This window comes from Pseudomonas uvaldensis, from assembly GCF_021271205.1.
Lineage (GTDB): Bacteria > Pseudomonadota > Gammaproteobacteria > Pseudomonadales > Pseudomonadaceae > Aquipseudomonas > Aquipseudomonas uvaldensis.
Window position 1 is genome coordinate 403,155 of the sequence record NZ_JAIWKS010000005.1, and the last position, 26,491, is coordinate 429,645.

General features: G+C 60.7%; 25 protein-coding genes and 1 pseudogene. 17 read left to right on the top strand and 9 right to left on the bottom strand.

The annotated features are described in order from the left end of the window. The first annotated feature begins 77 nt into the window (after positions 1-77). The gene (locus LCU97_RS14255; RefSeq protein WP_053148632.1) at positions 78-1,391 is read left to right on the top strand and encodes an NAD(P)/FAD-dependent oxidoreductase; all 1,314 of its coding nucleotides are present in this window, start codon (positions 78-80) and stop codon (positions 1,389-1,391) included. A gap of 71 nt (positions 1,392-1,462) precedes the next feature. On the opposite strand, the gene LCU97_RS14260 is transcribed toward LCU97_RS14255, so the two are convergent. Then, positions 1,463-1,708, bottom strand: coding sequence for a DUF1127 domain-containing protein (locus tag LCU97_RS14260; protein WP_053148635.1), 246 nt, complete (start codon positions 1,706-1,708; stop codon positions 1,463-1,465). A gap of 168 nt (positions 1,709-1,876) precedes the next feature. On the opposite strand from LCU97_RS14260, the gene LCU97_RS14265 reads away from it, so the two are divergent. Both LCU97_RS14265 and LCU97_RS14270 read left to right on the top strand, forming a co-directional pair. After that, a complete protein-coding gene (locus tag LCU97_RS14265) occupies positions 1,877-3,310 on the top strand; it encodes an aminotransferase-like domain-containing protein (protein ID WP_053148637.1) in 1,434 nt (477 codons plus the stop codon). 59 nt (positions 3,311-3,369) lie between these two features. After that, the gene (locus LCU97_RS14270; RefSeq protein ID WP_232776880.1) at positions 3,370-4,938 is read left to right on the top strand and encodes a phospholipase D family protein; all 1,569 of its coding nucleotides are present in this window, start codon (positions 3,370-3,372) and stop codon (positions 4,936-4,938) included. Positions 4,939-4,941: 3 nt separating this feature from the next. Here the strand turns inward: LCU97_RS14270 and LCU97_RS14275 are convergent, their stop codons facing one another. Together LCU97_RS14275 and LCU97_RS14280 are read right to left on the bottom strand one after the other, a co-directional pair. Beyond that, positions 4,942-6,084, bottom strand: coding sequence for an MFS transporter (locus LCU97_RS14275; RefSeq protein ID WP_232776882.1), 1,143 nt, complete (start codon positions 6,082-6,084; stop codon positions 4,942-4,944). Between the two features lie 167 nt (positions 6,085-6,251). Next, entirely contained in the window at positions 6,252-7,745 is a 1,494-nt protein-coding gene (locus LCU97_RS14280; RefSeq protein ID WP_053148645.1) for an aldehyde dehydrogenase, read from the bottom strand. 234 nt (positions 7,746-7,979) lie between these two features. Here LCU97_RS14280 and LCU97_RS14285 point away from each other — a divergent pair, with 234 nt between their 5' ends. Further along, positions 7,980-8,342 (top strand): cupin domain-containing protein, encoded by a 363-nt coding sequence (locus LCU97_RS14285; RefSeq protein WP_053148648.1) that lies wholly within the window; start codon positions 7,980-7,982, stop codon positions 8,340-8,342. A gap of 121 nt (positions 8,343-8,463) precedes the next feature. Here LCU97_RS14285 and rpmG read toward each other — a convergent pair whose 3' ends face one another. Continuing rightward, positions 8,464-8,619 carry a 50S ribosomal protein L33 gene (rpmG, locus tag LCU97_RS14290; RefSeq protein WP_003177274.1) on the bottom strand — a complete coding sequence of 52 codons (156 nt, stop codon included), beginning with the start codon at positions 8,617-8,619 and terminating at the stop codon, positions 8,464-8,466. Between the two features lie 11 nt (positions 8,620-8,630). Continuing rightward, positions 8,631-8,864 carry a 50S ribosomal protein L28 gene (gene rpmB, locus LCU97_RS14295; protein ID WP_007921114.1) on the bottom strand — a complete coding sequence of 78 codons (234 nt, stop codon included), beginning with the start codon at positions 8,862-8,864 and terminating at the stop codon, positions 8,631-8,633. Positions 8,865-9,301: 437 nt separating this feature from the next. Here rpmB and LCU97_RS14300 point away from each other — a divergent pair, with 437 nt between their 5' ends. After that, complete coding sequence (locus LCU97_RS14300) at positions 9,302-10,888, top strand: ABC transporter substrate-binding protein (protein ID WP_053148651.1); 1,587 nt, start codon at positions 9,302-9,304, stop codon at positions 10,886-10,888. A gap of 136 nt (positions 10,889-11,024) precedes the next feature. On the opposite strand, the gene radC is transcribed toward LCU97_RS14300, so the two are convergent. Further along, positions 11,025-11,699, bottom strand: coding sequence for a RadC family protein (radC, locus tag LCU97_RS14305; protein WP_053148654.1), 675 nt, complete (start codon positions 11,697-11,699; stop codon positions 11,025-11,027). Positions 11,700-11,844: 145 nt separating this feature from the next. Here radC and coaBC point away from each other — a divergent pair, with 145 nt between their 5' ends. The 4 genes and pseudogenes from coaBC (at position 11,845) to argB (ending at position 16,098) form a co-directional block, all read left to right on the top strand. Next, the gene (gene coaBC, locus LCU97_RS14310; protein WP_053148657.1) at positions 11,845-13,053 is read left to right on the top strand and encodes a bifunctional phosphopantothenoylcysteine decarboxylase/phosphopantothenate--cysteine ligase CoaBC; all 1,209 of its coding nucleotides are present in this window, start codon (positions 11,845-11,847) and stop codon (positions 13,051-13,053) included. A gap of 3 nt (positions 13,054-13,056) precedes the next feature. Then, entirely contained in the window at positions 13,057-13,512 is a 456-nt protein-coding gene (dut, locus tag LCU97_RS14315) for a dUTP diphosphatase (protein ID WP_053148660.1), read from the top strand. 252 nt (positions 13,513-13,764) lie between these two features. Then, a pseudogene (locus tag LCU97_RS14320) lies at positions 13,765-15,168 on the top strand (phosphomannomutase/phosphoglucomutase); the annotation flags it as partial. Between the two features lie 24 nt (positions 15,169-15,192). Next, complete coding sequence (argB, locus tag LCU97_RS14325) at positions 15,193-16,098, top strand: acetylglutamate kinase (RefSeq protein ID WP_053148666.1); 906 nt, start codon at positions 15,193-15,195, stop codon at positions 16,096-16,098. A gap of 76 nt (positions 16,099-16,174) precedes the next feature. On the opposite strand, the gene pyrE is transcribed toward argB, so the two are convergent. Next, positions 16,175-16,819: an orotate phosphoribosyltransferase gene (gene pyrE, locus LCU97_RS14330; protein ID WP_053148669.1), complete on the bottom strand. Its 645-nt coding sequence runs from the start codon at positions 16,817-16,819 to the stop codon at positions 16,175-16,177. An 82-nt stretch (positions 16,820-16,901) separates the two neighbouring features. Here pyrE and LCU97_RS14335 point away from each other — a divergent pair, with 82 nt between their 5' ends. Further along, positions 16,902-17,681, top strand: coding sequence for an exodeoxyribonuclease III (locus LCU97_RS14335; protein ID WP_013694557.1), 780 nt, complete (start codon positions 16,902-16,904; stop codon positions 17,679-17,681). 115 nt (positions 17,682-17,796) lie between these two features. Here the strand turns inward: LCU97_RS14335 and LCU97_RS14340 are convergent, their stop codons facing one another. Together LCU97_RS14340 and rph are read right to left on the bottom strand one after the other, a co-directional pair. Beyond that, positions 17,797-18,165, bottom strand: a complete 369-nt coding sequence (locus tag LCU97_RS14340; protein WP_053148672.1) for a DUF4870 domain-containing protein — start codon at positions 18,163-18,165, stop codon at positions 17,797-17,799. A 30-nt stretch (positions 18,166-18,195) separates the two neighbouring features. Continuing rightward, the gene (gene rph / locus LCU97_RS14345) at positions 18,196-18,918 is read right to left on the bottom strand and encodes a ribonuclease PH (RefSeq protein ID WP_024780256.1); all 723 of its coding nucleotides are present in this window, start codon (positions 18,916-18,918) and stop codon (positions 18,196-18,198) included. 263 nt (positions 18,919-19,181) lie between these two features. Between rph and LCU97_RS14350 the strand changes: the two genes are divergently transcribed. The 7 genes from LCU97_RS14350 to tssA all read left to right on the top strand — a co-directional run bounded on the left by LCU97_RS14350 (position 19,182) and on the right by tssA (position 26,487). Beyond that, on the top strand, positions 19,182-20,045 hold the full coding sequence (locus LCU97_RS14350) for a YicC/YloC family endoribonuclease (protein WP_232776884.1): 864 nt from the start codon (positions 19,182-19,184) through the stop codon (positions 20,043-20,045). A gap of 12 nt (positions 20,046-20,057) precedes the next feature. Further along, on the top strand, positions 20,058-20,678 hold the full coding sequence (gene gmk / locus LCU97_RS14355; protein ID WP_053148679.1) for a guanylate kinase: 621 nt from the start codon (positions 20,058-20,060) through the stop codon (positions 20,676-20,678). Between the two features lie 167 nt (positions 20,679-20,845). Next, positions 20,846-21,109, top strand: a complete 264-nt coding sequence (rpoZ, locus tag LCU97_RS14360) for a DNA-directed RNA polymerase subunit omega (RefSeq protein ID WP_003177259.1) — start codon at positions 20,846-20,848, stop codon at positions 21,107-21,109. 60 nt (positions 21,110-21,169) lie between these two features. Beyond that, positions 21,170-23,275: a bifunctional GTP diphosphokinase/guanosine-3',5'-bis pyrophosphate 3'-pyrophosphohydrolase gene (gene spoT / locus LCU97_RS14365; protein ID WP_053148682.1), complete on the top strand. Its 2,106-nt coding sequence runs from the start codon at positions 21,170-21,172 to the stop codon at positions 23,273-23,275. A 23-nt stretch (positions 23,276-23,298) separates the two neighbouring features. Continuing rightward, a complete protein-coding gene (locus LCU97_RS14370; RefSeq protein ID WP_024780260.1) occupies positions 23,299-23,679 on the top strand; it encodes a RidA family protein in 381 nt (126 codons plus the stop codon). Positions 23,680-23,734: 55 nt separating this feature from the next. After that, entirely contained in the window at positions 23,735-24,475 is a 741-nt protein-coding gene (locus LCU97_RS14375; protein ID WP_232776886.1) for a hypothetical protein, read from the top strand. 455 nt (positions 24,476-24,930) lie between these two features. Then, on the top strand, positions 24,931-26,487 hold the full coding sequence (tssA, locus tag LCU97_RS14380) for a type VI secretion system protein TssA (protein WP_232776888.1): 1,557 nt from the start codon (positions 24,931-24,933) through the stop codon (positions 26,485-26,487). Positions 26,488-26,491: the final 4 nt, after the last annotated feature.

Here is a 26,491-nt window from a genome sequence, read left to right on the forward strand (position 1 = left end):
GACCAATGTTGCCCACGAGCGAAGCCGCGGCTTATGCTTCGTAAAATTTCTCAAACATGACAATCAGGATTACGCACATGAACGCCCGTGTTCAGCAAGCTGTCCCGAGCCACGCACACGCCGCTTCCTATTACGCCGCCAGCAGCCTGCCACAACCGGATCATCCGGCGCTGCAAGGCGAGCGAGTGGCCGATGTCTGCGTGGTCGGCGGCGGATTCTCCGGGCTGAACACGGCCATCGAACTGGCCGAGCGCGGCCTGAACGTGGTGTTGCTGGAGGCCCACAGGATCGGTTGGGGCGCGAGCGGGCGTAACGGCGGCCAATTGATTCGAGGCGTCGGCCATGGCCTGGAGCAGTTCGCGCCGGTCATCGGTACCGAAGGCGTGCGTCAGATGAAACTCATGGGCCTGGAAGCGGTGGAAATCGTCCGACAACGCATCGAGCGTTTTCAGATCTCCTGTGACCTGACCTGGGGCTACTGCGACTTGGCCAACAAGCCCGCCGATCTGGAAGGCTTCGCCGAAGACGCCGAAGAGTTGCGCAGCCTGGGCTATCGCCACGCGACCCGACTGCTGCAAGCCCACGAAATGCACAGCGTGGTGGGCTCGGATCGCTACGTGGGGGGGCTGATCGACATGGGCTCCGGTCACCTGCACCCCTTGAATCTGGCCTTGGGCGAAGCCGACGCGGCGCAGCGACTGGGGGTCAGCCTGTTCGAGCAATCGGCGGTCACGCGTATCGATTACGGCCCGCAAGTGAAGGTGCACACCGAACATGGCTCGGTGCGTGCCAAGACCCTGGTACTGGGTTGCAACGCCTACCTCAACGGCCTCAACCAGGAGTTGAGCGGCAAAGTGCTGCCGGCCGGCAGTTACATCATCGCCACGGAGCCCCTGAGCGAGACCCTGGCCCACAGTTTATTGCCGCAAAACATGGCGGTCTGTGATCAGCGGGTGGCGCTGGACTACTATCGGCTTTCGGCGGACCGACGCCTGCTGTTCGGCGGCGCCTGCCATTATTCGGGCCGTGATCCGCAGGACATCGGCGCCTATATGCGTCCGAAGATGCTCAAGGTCTTCCCGCAACTGGCGGGCGTGAAAATCGATTATCAATGGGGTGGGATGATCGGCATCGGCGCCAATCGCCTGCCGCAAATCGGTCGACTCAAGGACCAACCCAATGTGTATTTCGCCCAGGCTTACTCCGGTCATGGCGTGAATGCCACGCACCTGGCCGGAAAACTACTGGCCGAAGCCATCAGTGGGCAGCACAGCGGCGGGTTCGACCTGTTCGCCAAGGTGCCCCACATCACGTTCCCTGGGGGCAAACACCTGCGTTCACCGCTGTTGGCGTTGGGGATGCTGTGGCACAGGCTGAAAGAGTTGGTCTGAAAGCTTGAGTGGCTCAGGGAGCTATCGCAGGCAAGGCTTGCCCGCGATAGCAGATTGATGACGACTTCACTTCAGAGCCGCCAGAACGGTTTCAACCCCTCCGCCCGCGCCTGCTCCCGGCTCAACCCGATATCCCGCAACTGTTCGGGTGTCAGCTCCAACAAGGCTTTGCGTGTATGCAGACGATGCCAGAACAGGCCCCAGCGGCCGAGGCAGGCAGGCGCATTGCGCGGCATGGCACTGCGCATCTCCTTTTCCTGCCCCGCCTCCAGTTCCTGACCGTGCAGCGTTAGCCGTACATCGCTCAAGCCGTTCATTTTCATCGCTCCTGTTTACATGGATAGCCAGAGCTTTCATGATGCGCGGACAGAAAAACTCAATACAGATTCAACCTGTTAATTTTAGAAGCATACAGATTCGGCTTTTTTTGCACTGAATCCTGTTTTTACCAACCAACTGTATCGGTACCTCATCGAGAGCACGCCATGACCCTCTACGTGAACCTCGCCGAATTGCTTGGCACCCGCATAGAACAGGGCTTCTATCGCCCCGGTGACCGGCTGCCGTCGGTACGGGCCTTGAGCGTGGAACACGGGGTCAGTCTGAGTACGGTGCAGCAGGCCTATCGAGTGCTCGAAGACAGCGGTCTGGCGATGCCGAAGCCCAAATCCGGCTATTTCGTGCCGGTCAGCCGCGAGTTGCCAGACCTGCCGGTGGTCGGCCGTCCCGCCCAACGACCGGTGGACATTTCCCAATGGGACCAGGTGCTGGAGCTGATACGCGCCGTGCCACGCAAGGATGTGGTGCAATTGGGGCGCGGCATGCCGGACGTCAACTCGCCGACCCTGAAACCGCTGCTGCGCAGCCTGGCTCAGATCAGCCGTCGCCAGGACATGCCCGGCCTGTATTACGACAACATCTATGGCAACCTCGCCCTGCGCGAACAGATCGCCCGCCTGTCGCTGGACTCCGGTTGCCAGTTGGGCCCGAGCGACTTGATCGTTACCACGGGTTGCCACGAAGCGCTGTCGGTCAGCATCCGCGCAACCTGCGAGCAGGGCGATATCGTGGCCGTGGATTCCCCCAGCTTTCATGGCGCCATGCAAACCCTCAAGGGCCTGGGCATGAAGGCTCTGGAAATTCCAACAGACCCGCTCACGGGCATCAGCCTGGACGCGCTGGAGCTGGCCCTGGAACAGTGGCCGATCAAGGCCATACAGTTGACGCCCAGTTGCAACAATCCCCTGGGCTATATCATGCCGGAGGCCAATAAACGCGCTCTGCTGACCTTGGCCCAGCGCTTCGACGTGGCGATTATCGAGGACGATGTGTATGGGGAATTGGCCTACACCTACCCGCGCCCTCGCACGATCAAGTCCTTCGACGAAGATGGCCGCGTCCTACTCTGCAGTTCTTTTTCCAAGACCCTGGCGCCGGGCCTGCGAGTAGGTTGGGTCGCTCCGGGCCGGTATCTGGAGCGAGTGCTGCACATGAAATACATCAGCACAGGCTCCACTGCCCCGCAACCGCAGATCGCCATCGCAGAATTCCTCAAAGGCGGACACTTCGAACCTCATTTGCGACGGATGCGTACGCAATATCAGCGTAATCGCGACGCCATGATCGACTGGGTCAGCCGCTATTTTCCGTCGGGCACCCGGGCCAGTCGTCCGCGAGGCAGCTTCATGCTGTGGATCGAGCTACCTGACGGTTTCGATACGCTGAAGCTCAACCGGGTCCTGCACGACCAAGGGGTGCAGGTTGCTGTTGGCAGTATTTTTTCGGCGTCGGGCAAGTACCGCAACTGCCTGCGGATGAACTACGCTGCCAAGCCAACGGCACAAATCGAGGAAGCTGTACGCAAGGTCGGTGCCGCTGCCGCTGCGTTGTTGAACGAAACCCAATGCAGCGACGTCTGAAGTTTACGCAGGGAAGCGGCATCAAAGCCGATCAATAACAACAAGCGGAACGTTCCTACGTGAGATCCAGTCCGATCCTGCCTGCGCTCCTGTTAATCGTCTCGCTGCTGGGTGGCTGCGCCAGCGTAGACATCACCCGCGAGCCTTCCCAGGCATTGCCGGCTTCCGACTCCTCCTTTGGCCGCTCGGTCCAGGCCCAGGCCGCTCCTCACGAAGGACGCTCGGGGTTTCGCCTGCTCTCCGACAGCACCGACGCCTTCACCGCCCGGGCCGAATTGATTCGTAACGCCCAGAGCAGCCTGGATCTGCAGTACTACATCGTTCATGACGGCATCAGCACACGCATGTTGGTGGACGAATTGCTCAAGGCCGCCGACCGGGGCGTACGGGTGCGGATCCTGCTGGACGACACCACCAGTGATGGCCAGGATCAGATCATCGCCACCCTCGCCGCCCATCCCCGCATCCAGATCCGCCTGTTCAACCCCCTCCACCTGGGACGCGCCACAGGCGTGACGCGCGGCCTCGGGCGCCTGTTCAACCTTTCGTTGCAGCACCGGCGGATGCATAACAAGCTCTGGCTGGCGGACAACAGCATGGCGATCGTCGGCGGACGCAACCTGGGTGACGAGTATTTCGACGCCGAACCCAACCTCAACTTCACGGACATCGACCTGCTCGGCGTCGGTCCCGTGGCGCAGCAGTTGGGGCACAGTTTCGACCAGTACTGGAATAGCGCCCTGAGCAAGCCGATCGAGCAATTCCTGTCCCATCGCCCCACCGCCAAGGAGCTGGATAACAGCCGCCTGCGCCTGCAAGAGTCTTTGGAGCAGACGCACAAGGAGAATCACGCGCTGTACCAGCAACTGACCACTTACAGGACCCAGCCGCGGCTGGACATCTGGCGCGATCAGTTGATCTGGGCCTGGAACCAGGCATTGTGGGACGCGCCCAGCAAAGTACTGGCGAAGGACGAACCGGACCCGCAACTGTTGCTGACCACCCAATTGGGCCCGGAGCTGACGGGCGTCAGCAAAGAGCTGATCATGATTTCAGCGTACTTCGTTCCCGGCCAACCGGGGCTGGTATACCTGACCAGCCGCGCCGACGCCGGGGTGTCAGTGAGCCTGCTGACCAACTCCCTGGACGCCACCGACGTGCCGGCGGTACACGGCGGCTACGCGCCTTATCGCAAGACGCTGCTGGAGCATGGCGTACGGCTGTTCGAATTGCGTCGCCAACCTGGCGACACCGGTGGCAGCAGCCCACATCTGTTCTATAGCAAATCCTACGGCGAATCGGATTCGAGCCTGCACAGCAAGGCGATCATTTTCGACGGACAGAAATCCTTCATCGGCTCGTTCAATTTCGACCCACGCTCAGTGTTGTGGAATACCGAAGTCGGCGTCCTGGTGGACAGCCCGGAACTGGCGGGCCAGGTGCGCGACCTGGCCTTGCAGGGCATGGCACCGCCCTTGAGTTATCAACCCCGACTGGAAGATGGCAAGTTGGTGTGGACCACCGAAGACAACGGCAAGCTGCACGATCTGGATCGCGAGCCGGGCAGTTGGTGGCGACGGTTCAATGCCTGGTTCGCCAACACCATCGGCCTGGAGCGGATGTTGTAAGGATCAGGCGGGCTGCGCCGCCCCGAATGCCCCTTGGCGCAACAACAGTATCACCAGCCCGAACGCCCCCACCGCCATGAACAAGGGCAGCGCGTGGCCACTGATCCACTGGCTGCCCGCCCCCGCCACCAGGGGACCGACCAGGCAGCCGATCCCCCATAACTGGGCGACATGGGCATTGGCACGCACCAGCGCATCATCGCGATAACGCTCGCCAATCAGAATCAACGACAACGTGAACAAGCCCCCCGCACTGGCACCAAACAGCACCCACAACGGCCAGATCAACAAGGTATCGATCAGCAGCGGAACCGCCAGGCTGGACAAGGTCAGCGCCACCGCACAGCCGGTGAACAGCGACCGACGCGACAAGTGATCGGCCAAGGCGCCTATGGGCAATTGCAACAGCGCATCGCCCACCACCACGGTACTGACCATCGCCAAGGCAATATCGGCACTGAAACCCTGGCGCAAGCAATAAACCGGCAACAGCGTCAGGATCATCGCCTCGAACGCTGCGAACAACGACACGGCCCAGGCGATGGCTGGCAAGCTCCGGCAAAATCCCCAGAGATCCATGAGCGTGACGCTGCTGGCCTCGCTGGTGGGCGCGCCGGTGCGACCGAGCAACAGCAACGGGGCGACCATCAACAGGCCAACGCCAACCCAGAAACCGTAGTCGTGATCCGTTCCCAGGGCACCGAGCAGCAACGGACCCGACAGTTGGCTCAGGGCGTAACTGCAGCCATACAGCGCCACCAACCGTCCTCGCCACTGCTCGATAACCAGTTGATTGATCCAGCTCTCACCCAGTATGAACACCAGGGTCAGGACCACACCGATCCCCAGCCGCAATACCAACCAGACCGGATAACTAGGCAACAATGCCAGCAATCCGATGGACACCGCCCCGCCCCAGAGGCACAGGCGCATCAACGCCGCCGTACCCAACCGCGCGGCCAGCCGACTCGACACCTTGGCCCCAAGCAGCACCCCGACAGCCGGCATGGCCGCCATCACGCCGATTGCAAACGCGCCATAACCCCAGCCTTCCAGACGCAGCGACACCAGCGGCATGCTCACGCCCAAGGCCAGCCCGACACTCAGGACGGACGCCAACACGGCGAAATAAGTCGCCCAACGCATTTCCACGCTCCTGTGGGTAATTACATTTCAAGCTTTACACAAAGCAAATGTGGGAGCGGGCTTGCTGGCGAAGGCGGAGTGTCAGTCAACTCAGTCGTTGAATGTGATACCGCTTTCGCGAGCAAGCCCGCTCCCACAAGGAGGATCCGTGTCGCAGCAGACTCTCGTCAGAGCTTGATCCAGGTCGCCTTCAACTCAGTGTATTTGTCGAACGCATGCAGCGACTTGTCACGGCCGTTACCCGATTGCTTGAAGCCACCGAACGGTGCGGTCATGTCGCCACCGTCGTACTGGTTCACCCACACGCTGCCAGCGCGCAAGGCCTTGGCGGTCAGGTGCGCCTTGGAGATGTCCCGGGTCCATACCGCCGCGGCCAGGCCATAGGGCGTGTCGTTGGCAATCTGGATGGCTTCTTCGGCGGTATCGAAAGCGATGACCGACAAGACCGGACCGAAAATCTCCTCCTGGGCGATTTTCATGGCATTGCTCACCCCATCGAAAATCGTCGGCTCGACGTAGGTACCGCCGGTTTCTTCCAGGATTCGCTTGCCGCCAGCCACCAACTTGGCGCCGTCGCTATGGCCTGCCTGGATGTAGGACAGCACGGTGTTCATTTGCTGGGTGTCGACCAGAGCGCCGACATTCGTCGCGGGGTCCAGCGGGTTACCAGGCTTCCAGCCCTTGAGGGCTTCGATTACCAATGGCAGGAAGGTGTCCTTGATGGAGCGTTCGACCAACAGGCGCGAGCCGGCGGTGCAGACTTCGCCCTGGTTGAAGGCGATGGCGCTGGCCGCGGCCTCGGCGGCAGCTTGCAGGTCCGGAGCGTCGGCGAACACGATGTTCGGGCTCTTGCCGCCAGCCTCCAGCCAGACGCGCTTCATATTGGACTCGCCGGAATAGATCATCAGTTGCTTGGCGATCTTGGTGGAACCGGTGAACACCAGCGTATCGACGTCCATGTGCAGCGCCAGGGCCTTGCCCACGGTGTGGCCGTAGCCAGGCAACACGTTCAGCACGCCTTTCGGAATGCCCGCCTCAACGGCCAGGGCTGCGATGCGGATGGCGGTGAGCGGCGATTTTTCCGACGGCTTGAGCACCACCGAGTTACCGGTGGACAGTGCCGGACCGAGCTTCCAGCAGGCCATCAACAGCGGAAAGTTCCACGGCACGATAGCCCCCACGACGCCCACCGGCTCGCGAGTCACCAGGCCCAATTGGTCGTGCGGGGTCGACGCCACTTCATCGTAGAGTTTGTCGATGGCCTCGCCGCTCCAGCTCAGTGCTTGCGCCGCACCGGGAACGTCAATGTTCAGCGAATCGCTGATGGGCTTGCCCATGTCCAGGGTTTCGAGCAGGGCCAGTTCCTCGGCGTGCTGCTTGAGCAGGCCCGCGAAACGAATCATGGTGGCTTTACGCTTGCTCGGTGCCAGGCGCGACCAGGCGCCGGAATTGAAGGTCGCACGGGCGTTCTCGACAGCACGCTGGGCATCGGCCACGTCGCAGCTGGCGATTTTGCCCAGCAGCCGGCCATCGACCGGGCTCAGGCAATCAAAGGTTTCACCGGACACCGCATCGGTGTATTCGCCGTTGATGAAGGCGCGACCCTCGATACGCAAATCGCGGGCGCGTTGTTCCCAGTCGGCACGAGTCAGGGTGGTCATGCGAGTGTCCTCCTCTTATTTGAGTACGAGCGCCGTGCGGTGCGCGGCGCTCAAGAATTCTGCCCGGCCAGCCTGTTTACGGAACAAGTTTTCGACCCAAGGCACCCGCCACCCTAAACCAGCCACCCCCTGTGTTTCAATATATTTGACACCAAGGCGGGAAACGGCCTTGCGATGTTCATTTTAATAAACATAGACTCGGGGCTTTCCAGGCATTCACCGGGGATTACGGATATGAGCATTCAGGACATCGTCGATTTCAGTCAGGCCACCACCACCGCCGACCGCTATCGCCCGGATCCGACCAAGGTTCTCAAGGGGGATCCCGAACAAGCCGTGTTCAACCACTACAACAGCCCCTGCGGACAAATGAACGCCGGCGTATGGGAAGGCGCGGTCGGCCAGTGGACAGTCAATTACACCGAGCATGAATACTGCGAAATCGTCCAGGGCGTTTCCGTGCTGCGCGACAGCGAGGGCAACGCCAAGACCTTGCGAGCGGGTGACCGTTTCGTGATTCCGGCGGGATTCAAGGGCACCTGGGAAGTGCTGGAGCCGTGCCGCAAGATTTATGTGGTGTTCGAGGAAAAGGCTTGAGAGTAAGGGCCGGCAGGTCTGGCCTCATCGCGAGCAGGCTCGCTCCCACAGGATCGTGGCCGGCCTGAAAAAAAAGGCCCGTATCTCTCGATACGGGCCTTTTTTGCAGAGGGAAAATCAATTACTTGATTTTGCCTTCCTTGTAGATCACGTGCTTGCGAACAACCGGATCATATTTCTTGATCTCGATTTTGTCCGGGGTAGTACGCTTGTTCTTGTCGGTAGTGTAGAAGTGACCAGTACCGGCGCTCGAGATCAAACGAATCAATTCACGCATGATTAGCTCCCTTAAACCTTGCCATCGCGGCGAAGTTCGGCCAGCACGACATCAATGCCGCGCTTGTCGATGATACGCATGCCCTTGGCAGATACGCGCAGACGTACAAAACGTTTCTCGGACTCAACCCAGAAGCGGTGATGCTGCAGGTTCGGCAGGAAACGACGACGGGTTTTGTTGTTTGCGTGGGAAATGTTATTCCCAGTCACCGGACCCTTACCGGTAACTTGACAGACTCTAGACATGCCTCAGCCCTCTAAAACCACATGCCCAACCCGGCATGGGTTGGCCGCTTAATCTCTCAGTCATTTGGCGCCAGGCGCCGCGTTTCTTTAAGGGTCTTACCGGCTACACCTACAGTGAAGGAACCGGGCCCCTAGAAAAGAGCGCTGCTTTATACCAGAAAGACCCAGGCACAACAACAGCCCGTTTGATTTGTCTTCCGGGGAAATCCTCGAACGACCGCTCCGGATAGCCGGTGCAAGGGCGGGCGCTATCCATGACCGCTCGTCGCTGAACCGGCGTTTTTATACCGTCGACCGGTTTCCAGCCATCGATACGGCGGCAAAGCGTGCCGGAAAAAGCAAAAAGGGGATAGTCATTTACCGGCGAGCCCACTAGGGTAGGCCTTTTCCAGACTGCACTCGCAGATGGGCCTTCGACCTGCACAAGGAAACTGCTCATGCGTCTCGCCGCCCTGTCACTGCTCCTCACTCCCCTGCTGGCCAGCCCACTGGCCCAGGCCGCTGCCCTGAGCGTCTGCACCGAGGCCAGCCCGGAAGGGTTCGATGTCGTCCAATATAATTCCCTGACGACCACCAACGCCTCTGCCGACGTGCTGATGAACCGATTGGTGGAATTCGACACCGCCAGCGGCAAAGTAGTCCCCGGCCTGGCCGAGCACTGGGAAGTCTCGCCCGATGGCTTGACCTATGTGTTCAAGTTGCGTCCAACGGTCAGGTTCCATCGCACCGAATACTTCACGCCACGTCGAGACTTGACAGCCGAGGACGTGAAATTCAGCTTCGAGCGCATGCTGGATCCGGCCAATCCCTGGCACAAAGTCGCGCAGAGCGGCTTCCCCCACGCCCAGTCCATGCAATTGCCGGCGCTGATCAAAAAGATCGACGCCCTGGACCCGCTGACCGTGCGCTTCACCCTCGATCACGCGGACTCGACCTTTCTGGCCACCCTGAGCATGGGTTTCGCCTCGATCTATTCGGCTGAGTACGCCGACCAACTGATGAAGGCCGGGACACCGGACAAGCTCAACAGCCAGCCCATCGGTACTGGCCCGTTCGTTTTCAATCGATTCCAGAAAGACGCATCGATCCGCTACAAGGCCAACGGCGACTATTTCGGCGGCAAGCCCTCGGTGGACCCGCTGATCTTCGCCATCACCCCGGATGCGAATGTGCGCTTGCAGAAATTGCGGCGCAATGAATGCCAGATTGCCCTGTCACCCAAGCCGCTGGACGTACAGGCCGCCAGACAGGAAGCCACGCTGAAAGTGGAGCAGACCGACGCCTTCATGACCGCGTTCGTGGCGATCAACAGCCAGCACCCACCGCTGGACAAGCCTGAAGTACGGCAAGCCATCAACCTCGCCTTCGACAAGAGCAGCTACCTCAAGACAGTCTTTGAAGGCACCGCCGAAGCGGCAGACGGTCCCTACCCACCCAACACCTGGAGCTACGCCAGGAATCTGCCCGGTTACGCCCATGACCCGGCCAAGGCCCGTGATCTGCTGGTCAAGGCCGGCTTGAAGGACGGCTTTCAAACAACGATCTGGACCCGCCCGTCCGGCAGCCTGCTGAATCCCAACCCCAGCCTTGGAGCGCAACTGCTGCAATCTGACCTGGCGGAAATCGGCATCCAGGCCGAAATCCGCGTGATCGAATGGGGCGAGCTGATCCGCCGCGCCAAAGCCGGTGAGCACGACCTGCTGTTCATGGGATGGGCCGGCGACAACGGCGACCCGGACAACTTCCTCACACCGCAATTCTCCTGCGCGGCGGTCAAGTCCGGCACCAACTTCGCCCGCTATTGCAACGCGGACCTGGACAAGCTGATCAGCGCCGGCAAGACCACGAGCGAACAAGGCGTGCGCACCAAGCTCTATGAGCAGGCCCAGGCGCAGATCCAGCAGCAAGCCCTTTGGCTCCCTCTGGCGCACCCGACCGCCTTTGCGCTGACCCGCAAGGAAGTCCAGGGTTATGCGGTCAGCCCGTTTGGACGCCAGGATTATTCCAAGGTCAGTCTCAAGTAACCTCCTGCCCACAGTCCCCCCTGTGGGAGCGGGCTTGCTCGCGAAAACGGTGGATCAGTTGAATGAATGTCGACTGACACACCGCCTTCGCGAGCAAGTCCGCTCCACAAAAGAGCTCCAGCGCATCGGACTTTGCTCACATCCACCCATACTCCGCCATCGACAACGGCTCCCCATCGCCGATGATGAAATGGTCGAGAACCCGTACGTCGATCAACTCCAATGCTTCCTGAAGCCGCTCGGTCAGTACCCGGTCGGCCTGGCTCGGTTCGGCGTTGCCGGAGGGATGGTTGTGGCACAGAATCAGCGCGGCGGCGTTATGGGCCAGGGCGCGCTTGACCACCTGCCGCGGATGAACACTGGCGTTGTCGATAGAACCGCGAAACAGCGCCTCGAATGTCAGTACCTGATGCCTGGAGTTGAGAAACAGGCAGCCAAACACCTCGTGAGGTTCGTGGCGAAGCATCGACTTCAGGTAATCACGGACCACATGGGGATTTTCCAGCGTCGTTCTTTGTCGGGCCCGTTCGGCCAGGTGACGACGACTCATTTCCTGAGCCGCTTGTAACTGGGCATATTTCGCCGGCCCCAGCCCCACATGGCTGCTGAACGTGACCTGATCGGCTTCGAGCAAAGCACGCAGACTGCCAAATTGGGTCAAGAGATGTCGCGCCAGATCAACCGCGCTTTTACCGGAGACGCCGGTTCGTAGAAAAATCGCCAACAACTCGGCGTCCGAGAGACTTCCCGCTCCCAACGCCAATAACCTTTCCCGCGGCCGCTCGGCTGCAGGCCAATCCCGAATGCTCATAGTCGCTCCCTGATCGTGGGCGCCGCTGTTCCATAGCGGTCGCTGTGATATCGTAGCCCATCTTTTTTGCAGGCGATTTGCACCCAGGCAGGCTGTTGCCCAGAGGTTCGCCTTGCACTGACCACTGAAATCGAAAGGCAGGCCTATGCAGCGGCTGTATCGGAAACGCATCGTTCTGGGCGTCGGCGGCGGCATTGCCGCCTATAAGAGCGCCGAGCTGGTTCGCAGGCTTATCGACCAGGGCGCGGAAGTGCGGGTCGTCATGACCCGTGGCGGCAGTGAATTCATCACGCCGCTGACCATGCAGGCCCTGTCCGGGCACCCGGTCCACCTGGACCTGCTCGATCCGGCGGCCGAAGCCGCCATGGGCCATATCGAACTGGCCAAATGGGCCGACCTGGTGTTGATCGCACCGGCCACGGCCGACCTGATCGCTCGCCTGGCCCAAGGCATCGCCGACGACCTGCTGACCACGCTGGTGCTCGCCACCGACGCCGTGGTCGCCGTCGCACCGGCCATGAACCAGGCCATGTGGCGCGACCCGGCCACCCAGGCCAACCTGCAATTACTCGAAAGCCGCGATCTGAAAGTCTTCGGCCCGGCGTCCGGCAGCCAGGCCTGCGGGGATGTCGGCATGGGGCGGATGCTCGAAGCGACCGATCTGGCTCAATGTGCCGCCGATTGCTTCCAGCGCCAGGCCCTGACCGGCAAGCACGTGCTGATCACCGCCGGGCCGACCCAGGAAAACATCGACCCGGTGCGCTACATCACCAACCACAGTTCGGGGAAAATGGGCTTCGCCCTGGCCGAAGCGGCTGTCGAGGCTGGGGCCCGGGTGACGCTGATCACCGGACCGGTGCACCTGCAGACGCCGGACCGGGTGACCCGCATCGACGTGGTCAGCGCACGGGACATGCTCGCGGCCTGCGAAGCGGCGATCCCCTGTGATTTGTTCATCGCCTCGGCTGCGGTGGCGGATTACCGTCCCGAAGTCGTCGCCCCGCATAAATTGAAGAAAGACCCTACGAGCGGCGACGGCCTGCTGCTACAAATGGTGCGCAATCCGGACATTCTGGCGACCATCGCCACCCGCCCCGACCGTCCCTTCAGTGTCGGCTTCGCCGCCGAAACCGAAAACCTGCTCGACTACGCCGCGCGCAAGCTCCAGGACAAGAACCTGGACCTGATCGTGGCCAACGACGTCGCCAACCCGAGCATCGGCTTCAACAGCGAAGAAAACGCCTGCAGCGTGATCGACCGCCAGTTGCACGCCACCCTTTTCGCCCAGACCAGCAAGGGCAAGATTGCCCGCCAACTGATCACTTTCATTGCCGAACGGCTGAACCAGGTTTAATTCATGCACGCTCTACAAGCCAAGATCCTCGACCCCCGCATCGGCACTGAATTTCCGCTGCCGCAGTACGCCACGCCGGGTTCCGCCGGCCTCGACCTGCGCGCAATGCTCAAGCAGGACACACTCCTGGAGCCGGGCCAGACTCTTCTGATCCCCACCGGCCTGTCGGTGTACATCGGTGACCCGGGCCTGGCCGCCCTGATCCTGCCGCGCTCGGGCCTGGGCCACAAACACGGCATCGTGCTGGGCAACCTGGTGGGCCTGATCGACTCTGACTACCAGGGCGAGTTGATGGTGTCGTGCTGGAACCGCGGACAAACCGCATTCAACATCGCCGTAGGCGAGCGTATCGCCCAATTGGTGCTGGTACCGGTGGTCCAGGCCCACTTCGAACTGGTGCAGGAGTTCGACGAGACCCAGCGCGGCGCAGGTGGTTTCGGCCATTCAGGCAGCCACTGACCCCGCCACTTCCAGCCGGACAGCCTGTCCGGCCGGTTAATTAAACTTCTGTTTCAGGGCAAAAAATGCGCAATGGCTTTCTGCTAGGTTTCCCATCCGGAATCAATGTATTAGGCGACCGAGGCCGGGATAACGCTGTCTCATGGCATTTTCCCACCACGAACTCTCTGTCAAAAACGCCGTCATACCCTTCAGCTTGAGCCTGCCGATGCTGAATGTCGGCCTGTCCAGTCACTTCCTTGATAGAGCGCCCCACCCATGAACACCCCAGCCGCAATTGCCCCGATCTTTCCTGAGAGCATTTTCCGCGCCTACGACATCCGTGGCGTGGTGCCGGAAACCCTGACCGCCGAAACCGCCTACTGGATCGGCCGCGCCATCGGCTCCCAGAGCCTGGCCCAGGGCGAACCGAACGTGTGCGTCGGTCGCGATGGCCGCCTGTCCGGCCCGGAACTGGTCGAACAATTGATCAAAGGCATTGCCGACAGCGGCTGCCATGTCAGCGACGTGGGCTTGGTCCCGACCCCGGCGCTGTACTACGCCGCCAACGTGCTGGCCGGCAAATCCGGCGTGATGCTCACCGGCAGCCACAACCCTTCGAACTACAACGGCTTCAAGATCGTCATCGCCGGCGACACCCTTGCCAACGAGCAGATCCAGGCCCTGCACACACGCCTCAAGACCAATGACCTGAGCAGCGGCAAGGGCAGCATCACCAAGGTCGATATCCTCGAGCGTTACAACGACGAAATCGTCAAGGACGTGAAACTGGCCCGTCGCCTGAAAGTGGTGGTCGACTGCGGCAACGGCGCGGCCGGCGTGATTGCCCCGCAACTGATCGAAGCCCTGAACTGCGAAGTCATTCCGCTGTTCTGCGACGTGGATGGCAACTTCCCCAACCACCATCCGGATCCGGGCAAGCTGGAAAACCTCGAAGACCTGATCGCCAAAGTCAAGGAAACCAACGCCGATCTGGGCCTGGCCTTCGACGGTGACGGCGACCGCGTTGGCGTAGTGACCAACACCGGCAGCGTCGTGTTCCCCGATCGCCTGCTGATGCTGTTCGCCAAGGACGTGGTGGCGCGCAACCCTGATGCTGAAATCATTTTCGACGTCAAATGCACCCGTCGCCTCGTGCCACTGATCAAGGAGTACGGCGGTCGCCCCCTGATGTGGAAGACCGGTCATTCGTTGATCAAGAAGAAAATGAAACAAAGCGGCGCCCTGCTGGCTGGCGAAATGAGCGGCCACATTTTCTTCAAGGAGCGCTGGTTCGGTTTCGACGACGGCATCTACAGCGCTGCGCGCCTGCTGGAAATCCTCAGCAAGGAAAAATCCACGGCCGAAGAGTTGTTCGCGACCTTCCCGAACGATATTTCCACGCCGGAAATCAATATCCATGTGACCGAAGAGAGCAAATTCAGCATCATTGATGCACTGCACGACGCTCAATGGGGCGAAGGGGCCGAACTGACCACCATCGACGGTGTGCGGGTCGACTATCCCCATGGCTGGGGCCTGGTTCGCGCCTCCAACACCACACCGGTGCTGGTGCTGCGCTTCGAGGCCGACAACGAAGCGGAACTGCAGCGCATCAAGGATGTGTTCCACACCCAACTCAAACGTGTTGCACCCGATCTGAAACTACCGTTCTGACTTTTTGAAGCTCCGGAGCCCTGAATGACCCTCGAACGCGAAGCCGCCACCAATACCGCCAAGGTTTTGTCCGAAGCGTTGCCTTATATCCGACGCTACGTCGGCAAGACCCTGGTGATCAAATACGGCGGCAACGCGATGGAAAGCGAGGAGCTCAAGACGGGCTTCGCCCGCGACATCGTGCTGATGAAGGCCGTGGGCATCAACCCGGTGGTGGTCCATGGCGGGGGCCCGCAGATCGGCGATCTGCTCAAGCGCCTGTCGATCGAAAGCCACTTCATCGATGGCATGCGGGTCACCGACGCGCAAACCATGGATGTGGTGGAAATGGTCCTGGGCGGCCAGGTCAACAAGGACATCGTCAACCTGATCAACCGTCATGGCGGCAGCGCCATCGGCCTGACCGGTAAAGATGCCGAGCTGATCCGGGCGAAAAAGCTCACCGTCACTCGCCAGACGCCGGAAATGACCCAACCGGAAATCATCGACATCGGTCATGTGGGCGAAGTAGTAGGCATCAACACCGACCTGCTGAACCTACTGGTCCAAGGCGACTTTATCCCGGTGATCGCGCCTATCGGCGTGGGTGCCAACGGCGAGTCGTACAACATCAACGCCGATCTGGTGGCCGGCAAGGTCGCTGAAGCACTGAAAGCCGAAAAGCTGATGCTGCTGACCAACATCGCCGGCCTCATGGACAAGTCGGGCAAAGTCCTGACCGGCCTGTCGACCCAGCAGGTCGATGACCTGATCGCCGACGGCACCATCTACGGCGGCATGCTGCCGAAGATTCGTTGCGCGCTCGAAGCGGTACAGGGCGGCGTTGGTAGTTCGCTGATCATCGATGGTCGAGTGCCGAATGCGATCCTGCTGGAGATCTTTACCGATACGGGTGTGGGTACGTTGATCAGCAATCGCAAGCGTCCTTAAGCGTCAATCCAAAAAAAGACCCCGCTCAACCTGGTTGAACGGGGTCTTTTTTTGCCTCCCCAGAGGGAGCGAGCCTTCAGACGCCAAACTGCGCCCGGTAGGCCTCCACCGCCGGCAGATGCTGCTTGAGCTGCGGATCATCGGCCAGGAACTCCAGCACCTGGTTCAACGAAACAATGCTGATCACCGGAATACCAAAATCACGCTCCACTTCCTGGATCGCCGACAGTTCGCCGTTACCGCGCTCCTGGCGGTTCAGGGCGATCAGCACACCGGCGGCCTTGGCACCTTCCTGTGAAGCGATGATCTGCATTACTTCGCGGATAGCGGTGCCGGCGGTGATCACGTCGTCGATGATCAGCACATCACCGGTCAATGGCGCGCCTACCAGGCTGCCGCCTTCGCCATGGGCCTTGGCTTCCTTGCGGTTGAAGCACCACGGCAGGTCGCGACCGTGTTGTTCGGCCAGGGCGACGGCGGTGGTAGCGGCCAGCGGGATGCCTTTGTAGGCCGGACCGAACAGCACATCGAACGGGATGCCGCTCTCGACGATGGCCGCTGCGTAGAAACGACCCAGTTGCGCCAGGGCGGAACCGCTGTTGAACAAGCCGGCATTGAAGAAGTACGGGCTGGTGCGCCCGGACTTGAGGGTGAACTCACCGAAGCGCAGAACGCCGCGATCGATGGCAAAACGAATGAAATCGCGTTGATACGCCTGCATGAAAAAAGCCTCAGATACCGCGGATTTAGCTAAATAGGTAGACGGCGTGTATCATACACGCACGTGATTTTTGGGGCCATTTATGCGGATCATCAGTGTGAACGTCAATGGTATTCAGGCTGCAGTGGAGCGTGGTTTGCTCAGTTGGCTGCAAGCACAGAATGCCGACGTCATCTGCCTGCAGGATACCCGTGCCTCCGCCTTTGAACTGGACGATGCAGCCTTCCAACTGGATGGTTACTTCCTTTATGCCTGCGATGCAGAAGTCCCCGCCCAGGGTGGCGTGGCTTTGTACTCGCGGCTGCAACCGAAGGCTGTCATCAACGGTCTCGGTTTCGAGACGGCGGACCGCTACGGGCGCTACCTGCAGGCCGATTTCGACAAGGTCAGCATCGCGACCTTACTGCTCCCTTCGGGGCAGAACGGCGATGAAGATTTGAATCAGAAATTCAAGTTGATGGACGACTTCGCCCGTTACCTTGATAAACAGCGACGCAAACGTCGCGAGTACATCTATTGTGGCTCGCTATACGTGGCGCAACAGAAGCTGGACATCAAGAACTGGCGCGACAGCCAGCAATCGCCTGGCTTCCTGGCGCCGGAGCGGGCGTGGATGGACGAGATCATCGGCAACATGGGCTATGTCGACGCCCTGCGCGAGGTCAGCCGTGAAGGCGATCAGTACAGCTGGTGGCCGGATAACGAACAGGCGGAGATGCTCAACCTCGGTTGGCGCTTCGACTACCAGTTGCTGACACCAGGCCTGCGCCGCTTCGTACGCAGCGCCCGGCTGCCGCGCCAGCCACGGTTCTCGCAGCACGCGCCGCTGATCGTGGACTACGACTGGACGCTGACGATCTGAGTGTCATCTTACAGCCACAAAAAAACCGACAGCGATGTCGGTTTTTTTGTGGCTGATCGCTTTACCCCTGTGGGAGCGAGCAGAGCTCGCTCCCACAGGGGTTATTCACTGATCGTTATTTGATCACCCGCCAGGTGAACGGATATCGGTACGGCTGCCCTTCATTGGCCTTGATCCCGGCGATGATGGTCAGCACCAGCGCACCGATGGCGATCAGCCCAAACAGGAAGAAGCCAATCACCACGATCATCAACAGGAAGCTGATGAGCGAGGCAATCGCCACCGTGATCTGGAAGTTCAGCGCTTCCTTGCCCTGGGCATCGACGAACGGGTCGGACTCACGCTTGACCTGCCAGAGCACCAGCGGCCCGATCAGCGTACCAAACGGAATCACGATGCCCAGCAAGGCGGACAGGTGGCAGAACATCGCCCACTGACGTGCCTCCTGGCTTGGCTTGGGCAGCAGGACTTGCTCATCACTCATGTCGCTCTCCTTGTCTGAAGCGTGAAACGATCAGTCGGCCAACGCGGCCTTTTGCAGTTCGAAAATCTCGCTCATGCCTTTCTTCGCCAGCTCCAGCATAGCGTTCAATTCTTCAGGCTGGAACGGTGCGCCTTCGGCGGTGCCCTGCACTTCGATGAAGCCGCCGGCACTGGTCATGACCACGTTCAGGTCGGTCTCGGCGGCGGAATCTTCCAGGTAGTCCAGGTCCAGTACCGGCTCGCCCTGGTACATGCCCACGGATACCGCGCCGATCATCTGTTTAAGCGGATCGCCGCCCTTCAGGCCGCCACGCTTCTTGATCACTTTCAAGGCATCGACCAGCGCGACCATGGCACCGGTGATGGACGCAGTGCGGGTACCGCCGTCGGCCTGGATCACGTCGCAATCGACATACAGCGTCACGTCGCCCAGCTTGGACATGTCCAGAGCGGCGCGCAGCGAACGGCCGATCAGGCGCTGGATTTCCAAGGTACGGCCACCCTGCTTGCCACGGCTGGCCTCGCGCTGGTTCCGCTCACCGGTGGCACGCGGCAGCATGCCGTATTCGGCGGTCAGCCAGCCTTGGCCCTGGCCCTTGAGGAACCGTGGCACGCCGTTTTCGACGCTGACGGTGCAGATGACCTTGGTGTCACCGAATTCGACCAGTACAGATCCCTCGGCGTGTTTGGTGTAGTTGCGGGTAATGCGGATCGAGCGAAGCTGATCGGCAGCGCGACCACTTGGACGTTTCATAGGGAACACCTGTACAGAGGACGGAAAACTGCCGGCATTATAGAGCCGTCGACCGGCAGAAGGCAGTTCTAAAAAACCGTTGCGACGAGCGAGGCCCCTCAAAGCCCCGCCCGACGGGCTGCAGCGCTTTGTCACAGGCCCGGTTTGGGGCCATGCGCCTCACTGCGCTACAATCCTGCGCCTTTGCTGCCCGTCGGCTTTTATTCATAGATTCCAGGCGCCACGACCACCGTCGTGCCCGACCTGCATTGCGAGGAACCCCCATGGTGCACAGCATGACCGCCTTCGCCCGCGTCGAAAAGGCCGGCACCCAAGGCACGCTGAGCTGGGAACTGCGCTCGGTCAACAGCCGTTACCTGGAGCCGCACCTGCGCCTGCCCGAGTCCTTCCGCGACCTGGAAGGCGGCGTGCGCGAAGCGCTGCGCCAGGGCCTGTCCCGGGGCAAACTGGAATGCACCCTGCGTTTCACCGAGGAAAATACCGGCAAAACCCTGCAAGTGGACCGCGAGCGCGCCGCGCAACTGGTGGCCGCCGCCGAAACCGTCGCCAGTCTGATCAAGCACCCCGCCGCCCTGAACCCGCTGGAAGTCCTGGCCTGGCCCGGCGTGCTGGTGGGTGACGCGAGCGACCCGCAGGCACTGAACGCCGAGGCACTGGCGCTGTTCAATCAGGGCCTCAAGGAACTCAAGGCGGGCCGTGAGCGCGAAGGCGCGGAACTGGCCCGGCTGATCAACGAGCGCCTGACGTCAATCGAAGAAGACGTGGCGACCTTGCGCGAGCTGGTCCCGCAGATGCTTGCCACCCAGCGCCAGAAAGTCCTCGATCGCTTCGCCGACATGAAGGCCGAGCTGGACCCGCAGCGCCTGGAACAGGAAATGGTCATGCTCGCGCAAAAGAGCGACGTGGCCGAAGAACTGGATCGTCTGAGCACCCACATCATCGAAGTCCGCCGGGTGCTCAAATCCGGTGGCGCGGCCGGCCGCCGCCTCGACTTCCTGATGCAGGAACTCAACCGCGAAGCCAATACACTGGGCTCCAAAGCCTTCGACCCGCGCAGCACCCAGGCTGCGGTCAACCTCAAGGTGTTGATCGAGCAGATGCGCGAACAAGTGCAGAACATTGAGTAAGGCTAACCCGACATGACCCACAGCACCGGCACCCTCTACATCATTTCCGCGCCCTCGGGCGCCGGCAAGACCAGCCTGGTCAAGGCCCTGATCGACGCCGAGCCGCAGATCCGCGTCTCGGTCTCGCACACCACCCGCGCCATGCGTCCAGGCGAAGTGAACGGGGTGAACTATCACTTCGTCGACCGCGAAGAATTCGTGAGGATGGCCGAACACGGCGACTTCCTGGAACGCGCCGAAGTCTTTGGCAACCTCTACGGCACCTCGCAAAGCCACCTGCAACAGACCCTGGACGAAGGCCATGACCTGATCCTGGAAATCGACTGGCAAGGCGCCGAGCAGGTGCGCAAGCTGATGCCCCAGGCCCGCTCGATCTTCATCCTGCCACCGAGCCAGCAGGCCTTGCGCCAGCGCCTGACCAACCGTGGCCAGGACAGCGACGAGATCATCGAAGGCCGGATGCGCGAAGCAGTCAGCGAAATGAGCCACTACGTGGACTACGATTACCTGATCATCAATGATGATTTCGCCCACGCACTGGACGACCTGAAAGCGATTTTCCGCGCCAATCAGCTGCAACAGAAACGCCAGCAGCAACGTTTCGGAAAATTATTGGCCGAACTGCTGGGCTGACCGGCCCTTCCCAAAACCGCTGCGACGGCTTTACATTGGTAGTCGCAGCGCGCCGAGGGGTTTGGTCAAAAAATCAGCGCTTCCCTAAACGCTGGTGTTTTTTTAAACTGTCGAGTCCGCTCGCCCAACCGGGCAGCGCGCATATTGCATTCGCTCCGAGGAATACCATGGCCCGCGTAACCGTTGAAGACTGCCTAGAACACGTGGAAAACCGCTTTGAGCTGGTCATGCTCTCTACCAAGCGGGCCCGTCAGCTGGCCACCGGTGGCAAAGAGCCGTTGGTCCAGTGGGAAAACGACAAGCCTACCGTGGTAGCGCTGCGTGAAATCGCCGAAGGCCTGATGAGCTACGAGTTCATCGCCAATGCTGAAATCGTTGAAGACGAACCGCTGTTCGCGGCGTTCGAGGACGAGTCCAACGAGGCGGTCTAAATCTATGCCTGGTCGACGTAGCACGGCGCGGGGTCACAGCAAACGGCAGGAGTCATCATCATGCCGAGCATAGACGCCCTCGCCGATCGCTTATCGGCCTACCTCGGCACGGACCAGGTCAATCTGGTCCGCCGAGCCTATTTCTACGCCGAACAAGCCCACGACGGCCAGCGCCGCCGCAGCGGCGAGGCGTACGTCACGCATCCCCTTGCGGTGGCGAATATCCTGGCCGACATGCACATGGACCATCAGAGCCTGATGGCCGCCATGCTCCATGACGTGATCGAAGACACCGGCATCGCCAAGGAAGCGCTGCAAGCGCAGTTCGGCGAGACCGTGGCCGAACTGGTCGACGGGGTCAGCAAACTGACCCAGATGAACTTCGAGACCAAGGCCGAGGCTCAGGCCGAAAACTTCCAGAAAATGGCCATGGCCATGGCCCGCGACATTCGCGTGATCCTGGTCAAGCTCGCCGACCGCCTCCACAACATGCGCACCCTGGAAGTACTGTCCGGTGAAAAACGCCGGCGCATCGCCAAGGAAACCCTGGAAATCTACGCGCCCATCGCCAACCGCCTGGGCATGCATGCGATTCGCATCGAGTTCGAAGACCTCGGCTTCAAGGCCATGCACCCGATGCGTTCGGCGCGGATCAACCAGGCCGTCAAGCGCGCCCGGGGCAACCGCAAGGAAATCGTCAACAAGATCGAAGAGTCGCTGAGCCACTGCCTGGCCATTGACGGCATCGAAGGCGAAGTCAGCGGCCGGCAGAAACACCTCTACGGCATCTACAAGAAAATGCGCGGCAAGCGTCGGGCCTTCAACGAGATCATGGACGTGTACGCGTTCCGGATCATCGTCGACAAGGTCGACACCTGCTATCGCGTGCTGGGTGCCGTACATAATTTGTACAAACCGCTGCCGGGGCGCTTCAAGGACTACATCGCGATACCCAAGGCCAACGGCTACCAATCGCTGCATACCACGTTGTTCGGCATGCACGGCGTCCCGATCGAGATCCAGATCCGCACCCGTGAAATGGAAGAGATGGCCAACAATGGCATCGCCGCCCATTGGCTCTACAAATCCAGCGGCGACGAACAGCCCAAGGGCACCCACGCCCGAGCGCGGCAGTGGGTCAAGGGCGTGCTGGAAATGCAGCAACGCGCCGGCAACTCGCTGGAATTCATCGAAAGCGTCAAGATCGACCTGTTCCCGGACGAGGTCTACGTCTTCACGCCCAAGGGCCGGATCATGGAACTGCCCAAGGGCTCCACGGCGGTGGACTTCGCCTACGCGGTGCACACCGACGTCGGCAACAGCTGCATCGCCTGTCGCATCAATCGTCGTCTGGCGCCGCTGTCCGAACCGCTGCAAAGCGGCTCCACGGTGGAAATCGTCAGCGCCCCCGGTGCGCGGCCGAACCCCGCCTGGCTCAACTTCGTGGTCACCGGCAAGGCCCGGACTCACATCCGCCACGCCCTGAAACTGCAACGTCGTTCCGAATCCATCAGCCTGGGCGAACGCCTGCTGAACAAAGTCCTCAACGGCTTCGACAGCTCCCTGGACAAGATCCCGGCCGAGCGCGTGCAGATCATGCTCACCGAGTACCGCCTCGAACTGGTCGAAGACCTGCTCGAAGACATCGGCCTGGGCAACCGCATGGCCTACGTCGTCGCCCGCCGCCTGCTCGGCGAAGGCGAACAGCTGCCAAGCCCCGAAGGCCCGCTGGCGATTCGCGGCACCGAGGGCCTGGTGCTCAGCTACGCCAAGTGCTGCACGCCGATTCCGGGCGACCCGATCGTCGGCCACCTGTCCGCCGGCAAGGGGATGGTGGTGCACCTGGAAAACTGCCGCAACATCAGCGAAATCCGCCACAACCCGGAAAAATGCATCCAGCTCTCCTGGGCCAAGGATGTCACCGGCGAATTCAACGTCGAGCTGCGGGTCGAGCTGGAACACCAGCGCGGCCTGATCGCCCTGCTGGCCAGCAGCGTCAACGCCGCCGACGGCAACATCGAGAAAATCAGCATGGACGAACGCGATGGCCGCATCAGCGTCGTCCAACTGGTGGTCAGCGTGCACGACCGCGTGCATCTGGCCCGCGTGATCAAGAAACTGCGCGCCCTGACCGGCGTCATCCGCATCACCCGCATGCGCGCGTAGCCCACCCACAACAAGGAGTCCTCATGACCAAGACCGTTATCACCAGCGACAAGGCCCCGGCCGCCATCGGCACCTACTCCCAGGCGATCAAGGCAGGCAACACCGTGTACATGTCGGGCCAGATCCCACTGGACCCGAAAACCATGGAGCTGGTGGAAGGCTTCGAAGCCCAGACCGTGCAAGTGTTCGAAAACCTCAAGGCCGTGGCCGAGGCAGCCGGTGGTTCGTTCAAGGACATCGTCAAGCTCAACATCTTCCTCACCGACCTGAGCCACTTCGCCAAGGTCAACGAGATCATGGGCAAGTACTTCGAACAGCCCTACCCTGCCCGCGCCGCCATCGGCGTGGCCGCCCTGCCCAAGGGTGCGCAGGTCGAGATGGATGCCATCCTGGTCATCGAGTAACAAGGCCGGCGCAGCATCCCCCGCTGCGCCGTTTTCGTTTTGAAAGGATTCCACCATGCGCAAAGCGCTTGCTCTCCCGCTGCTCGCCCTCTTCCTGGCCGGCTGCGCCAGCGACCCCGCCGACCGTGACATCAGCGGCACCTGGATCAACCAGGCCGCCATCGACGCTGCCGCCAAGGGCGGCCCACTGCGCGAAGCCCTGCAGGCCTATGGCCCGAACCTAGAATGGGACGTCAACACCCGAGCCGGTCAGGCGCGCTACACCAACGGCTTTGAAAACGTCGAAGGCAAGTTGCTGGGCGAAGAAGACGGCGCGTGGAAAGTCGATTTCTACGGCAGCTCGGCCAGCGAACTCCAGCGCGACGGCGACCAACTGAGCCAGACCGCCACCGAGAACGAACCCCAGCAAGTCTTCGACCGCGCCCAGGTCCAGGTACCGGAAGGCGCCCCTATCGGCGCCAGCTTCGAGCGAGCGCTGTATGCCGCCTACCTGGGTGGCACCTGGAACATCGTCGACGGCCCCGGCCAAGGCGCCAGCGTGCAGTTCCGACCCGACGGCCAGGTCAGCGGCCTCCCCGGCGCCGACCGCTACGCCCTCTGCCTGGCTGGCGACTGCGCCTCCATGAGCGGCGGCAACGACAACATCTGGCTGCAACAGAACGGCCACGGCAACACCTGGATCTTCGCCCGCAACGGCAAGACGCTGGAAATATTCCAGACTGTGAATGCAGCGCTGGCCGATGAAATGCCGTCGTTCACGCCGGGTAAGCGGCAGTGGGTGTTGGAAAAGCAGTAACCCGCAGGCGCTGAGCTTGCCCACAGGCCCGGCGCCATACCCCATCCTCGCCCCACCACACATCTACTGTGGGAGCGAGCCCTGCTCGCGATAGCGGTGGGTCAGCCGCCTCTCATTCCAAATCTGCTCCACCATCGTGAGCAAGCTCAGCTCCCAGAGACTGGCGCAACCTCTCTTACCAATCGTATCGCCACGATTAATGTGCGCAGCATCTCCTTAAAGCTCTCTGCCATTACATCAATGTCCTTTAGCGCACTGTTTTACAGAAAATTCCTACATTTCTGTTTTTATATTTTTGGCATTCTTCGCAACGAACATTCGACCAACGAATTTATTTATTAAAACTCTAACCGATTGATTAGAAATCCGAAATTTCTTACAGAAATCAGTCAGATTTTGATAATCAGAAACTATTTATAACTCGAAAAAAGCACCACACACCCTTAAGGCAATGAATGTCTTACGTAAATAAACTGTCCACCCAATACTTGATTCTCGCCAAGACTCCTGTCACCGAAGAGAGTTTCGTGGGTGCGGACGTGCGTTTTTCAAATGAATTTGAAGCGCTGGAGTGCGAATTGGGCAAAGCCCTGTCGGTGCATGAAACTGGCCAGGTGGATTGGTTAAAAGTCCTTGAACAGAGCGAGGCTCTGTTGCGCACCCAATCCAAAGACTTGCGGGTGGCGATCTGGCTGACATGGGCGCTGTACCAATGTGAGTCTTTCCCGGGTCTGCTGGCCGGCCTTTGTCTCGTGCGGCACCTGTGCCAAAACCATTGGTCGCAGATCCATCCCGCCAAGATCAGGACCCGTTCCGCCAGTATCCATTGGCTGCTGCCTCGCCTGGAACAGGCTCTGGGCGATGACGTAGCCATCAAAGAACAGTTGCCCTTATTCCGACAGTTGCTGGAACAACTTAAAAGCCTCGAGAGCATCTGCACAACCCATTTGGGAGATGAAGCTCCACTGCTATTGCCACTAAGCCGGCGGCTCGAGCATATGATCCGGCGTGCTACCGACGAGCCGTCCAAACCCGGCGCCATAGAGGCAGTAGCGACTCAGGTCAAACAAACTACCACTCAACTCCTCGCCCCCGTCGCGTCTATCGAGAACGAAAAAGAAGCCCAAAAAGTGTTGCGCGCCCAGCAGGAAAGCGCACGCACATTGTGCGCCTGGTGGCTCAGACAAAAAGCCACCGACATCCGCGCCCTGCGTCTGAATCGTGCTTTGCACTGGCTGGCCATCGATGCGCTACCCGAGCACGACGCCGGACAGATCACCCAGTTGCGCGGATTACCAGTAGCCAAACTCAAGGCTTATCAAGACAGCCTCCAACGAGGCAGCTTTGCGGATCTGTTGGTGGAGATCGAGGCTAGTCTGGCGAAGGCACCCTTCTGGCTCGACGGCCAGAGGTTCGCCTGGGAATGCCTGCAAGGACTGCACGCTGAAGCGGCGATGCTCGAGCTGGAGGTCCATTTCGCCTTGTTCATCCAGCGCTTGCCGGACGTTATCGAACTGCGCTGGCATGACGGCTCGCCATTTGCCGATCCAGATACGCGGGCGTGGATCGCTGCCCAGGTCATGCCTCACTTGCAGCGCGCCAGCGCCGCGCCCGGAATCGAAGCTGGCAGCCACCCTGCGCCTTGGGAGCAGGCGTTGGAAGAGGCCCAGTTGGTCCTACTCAGGGAGGGTCTCAGATCCGCCGTTCAATTGCTCAGGCAAGGCATGCAAACCGCCCAAGGCGCTCGCGAATGCTTTCTATGGCGGTTCGCGATGGCCCGGTTGTGCTTTTCAGCCAAAAAATACGAACTCGCCAAAGTCCAGCTCGAAGCCCTCGATCAAAGGCTACAGCACCCGGAGCTGAATGCCTGGGAGCCGGCGCTCGCCTTGCAGGTGTTGCATCTGCTTCACCACTGCTGCGAGTTGCTGCCTCAGAACCACCCCGTACGAGAGCGTAAGGAAGAGACTTTCCGAAGGTTGTGTCACTTGGACCTCGAACGGGTCATTGGATAGGCCT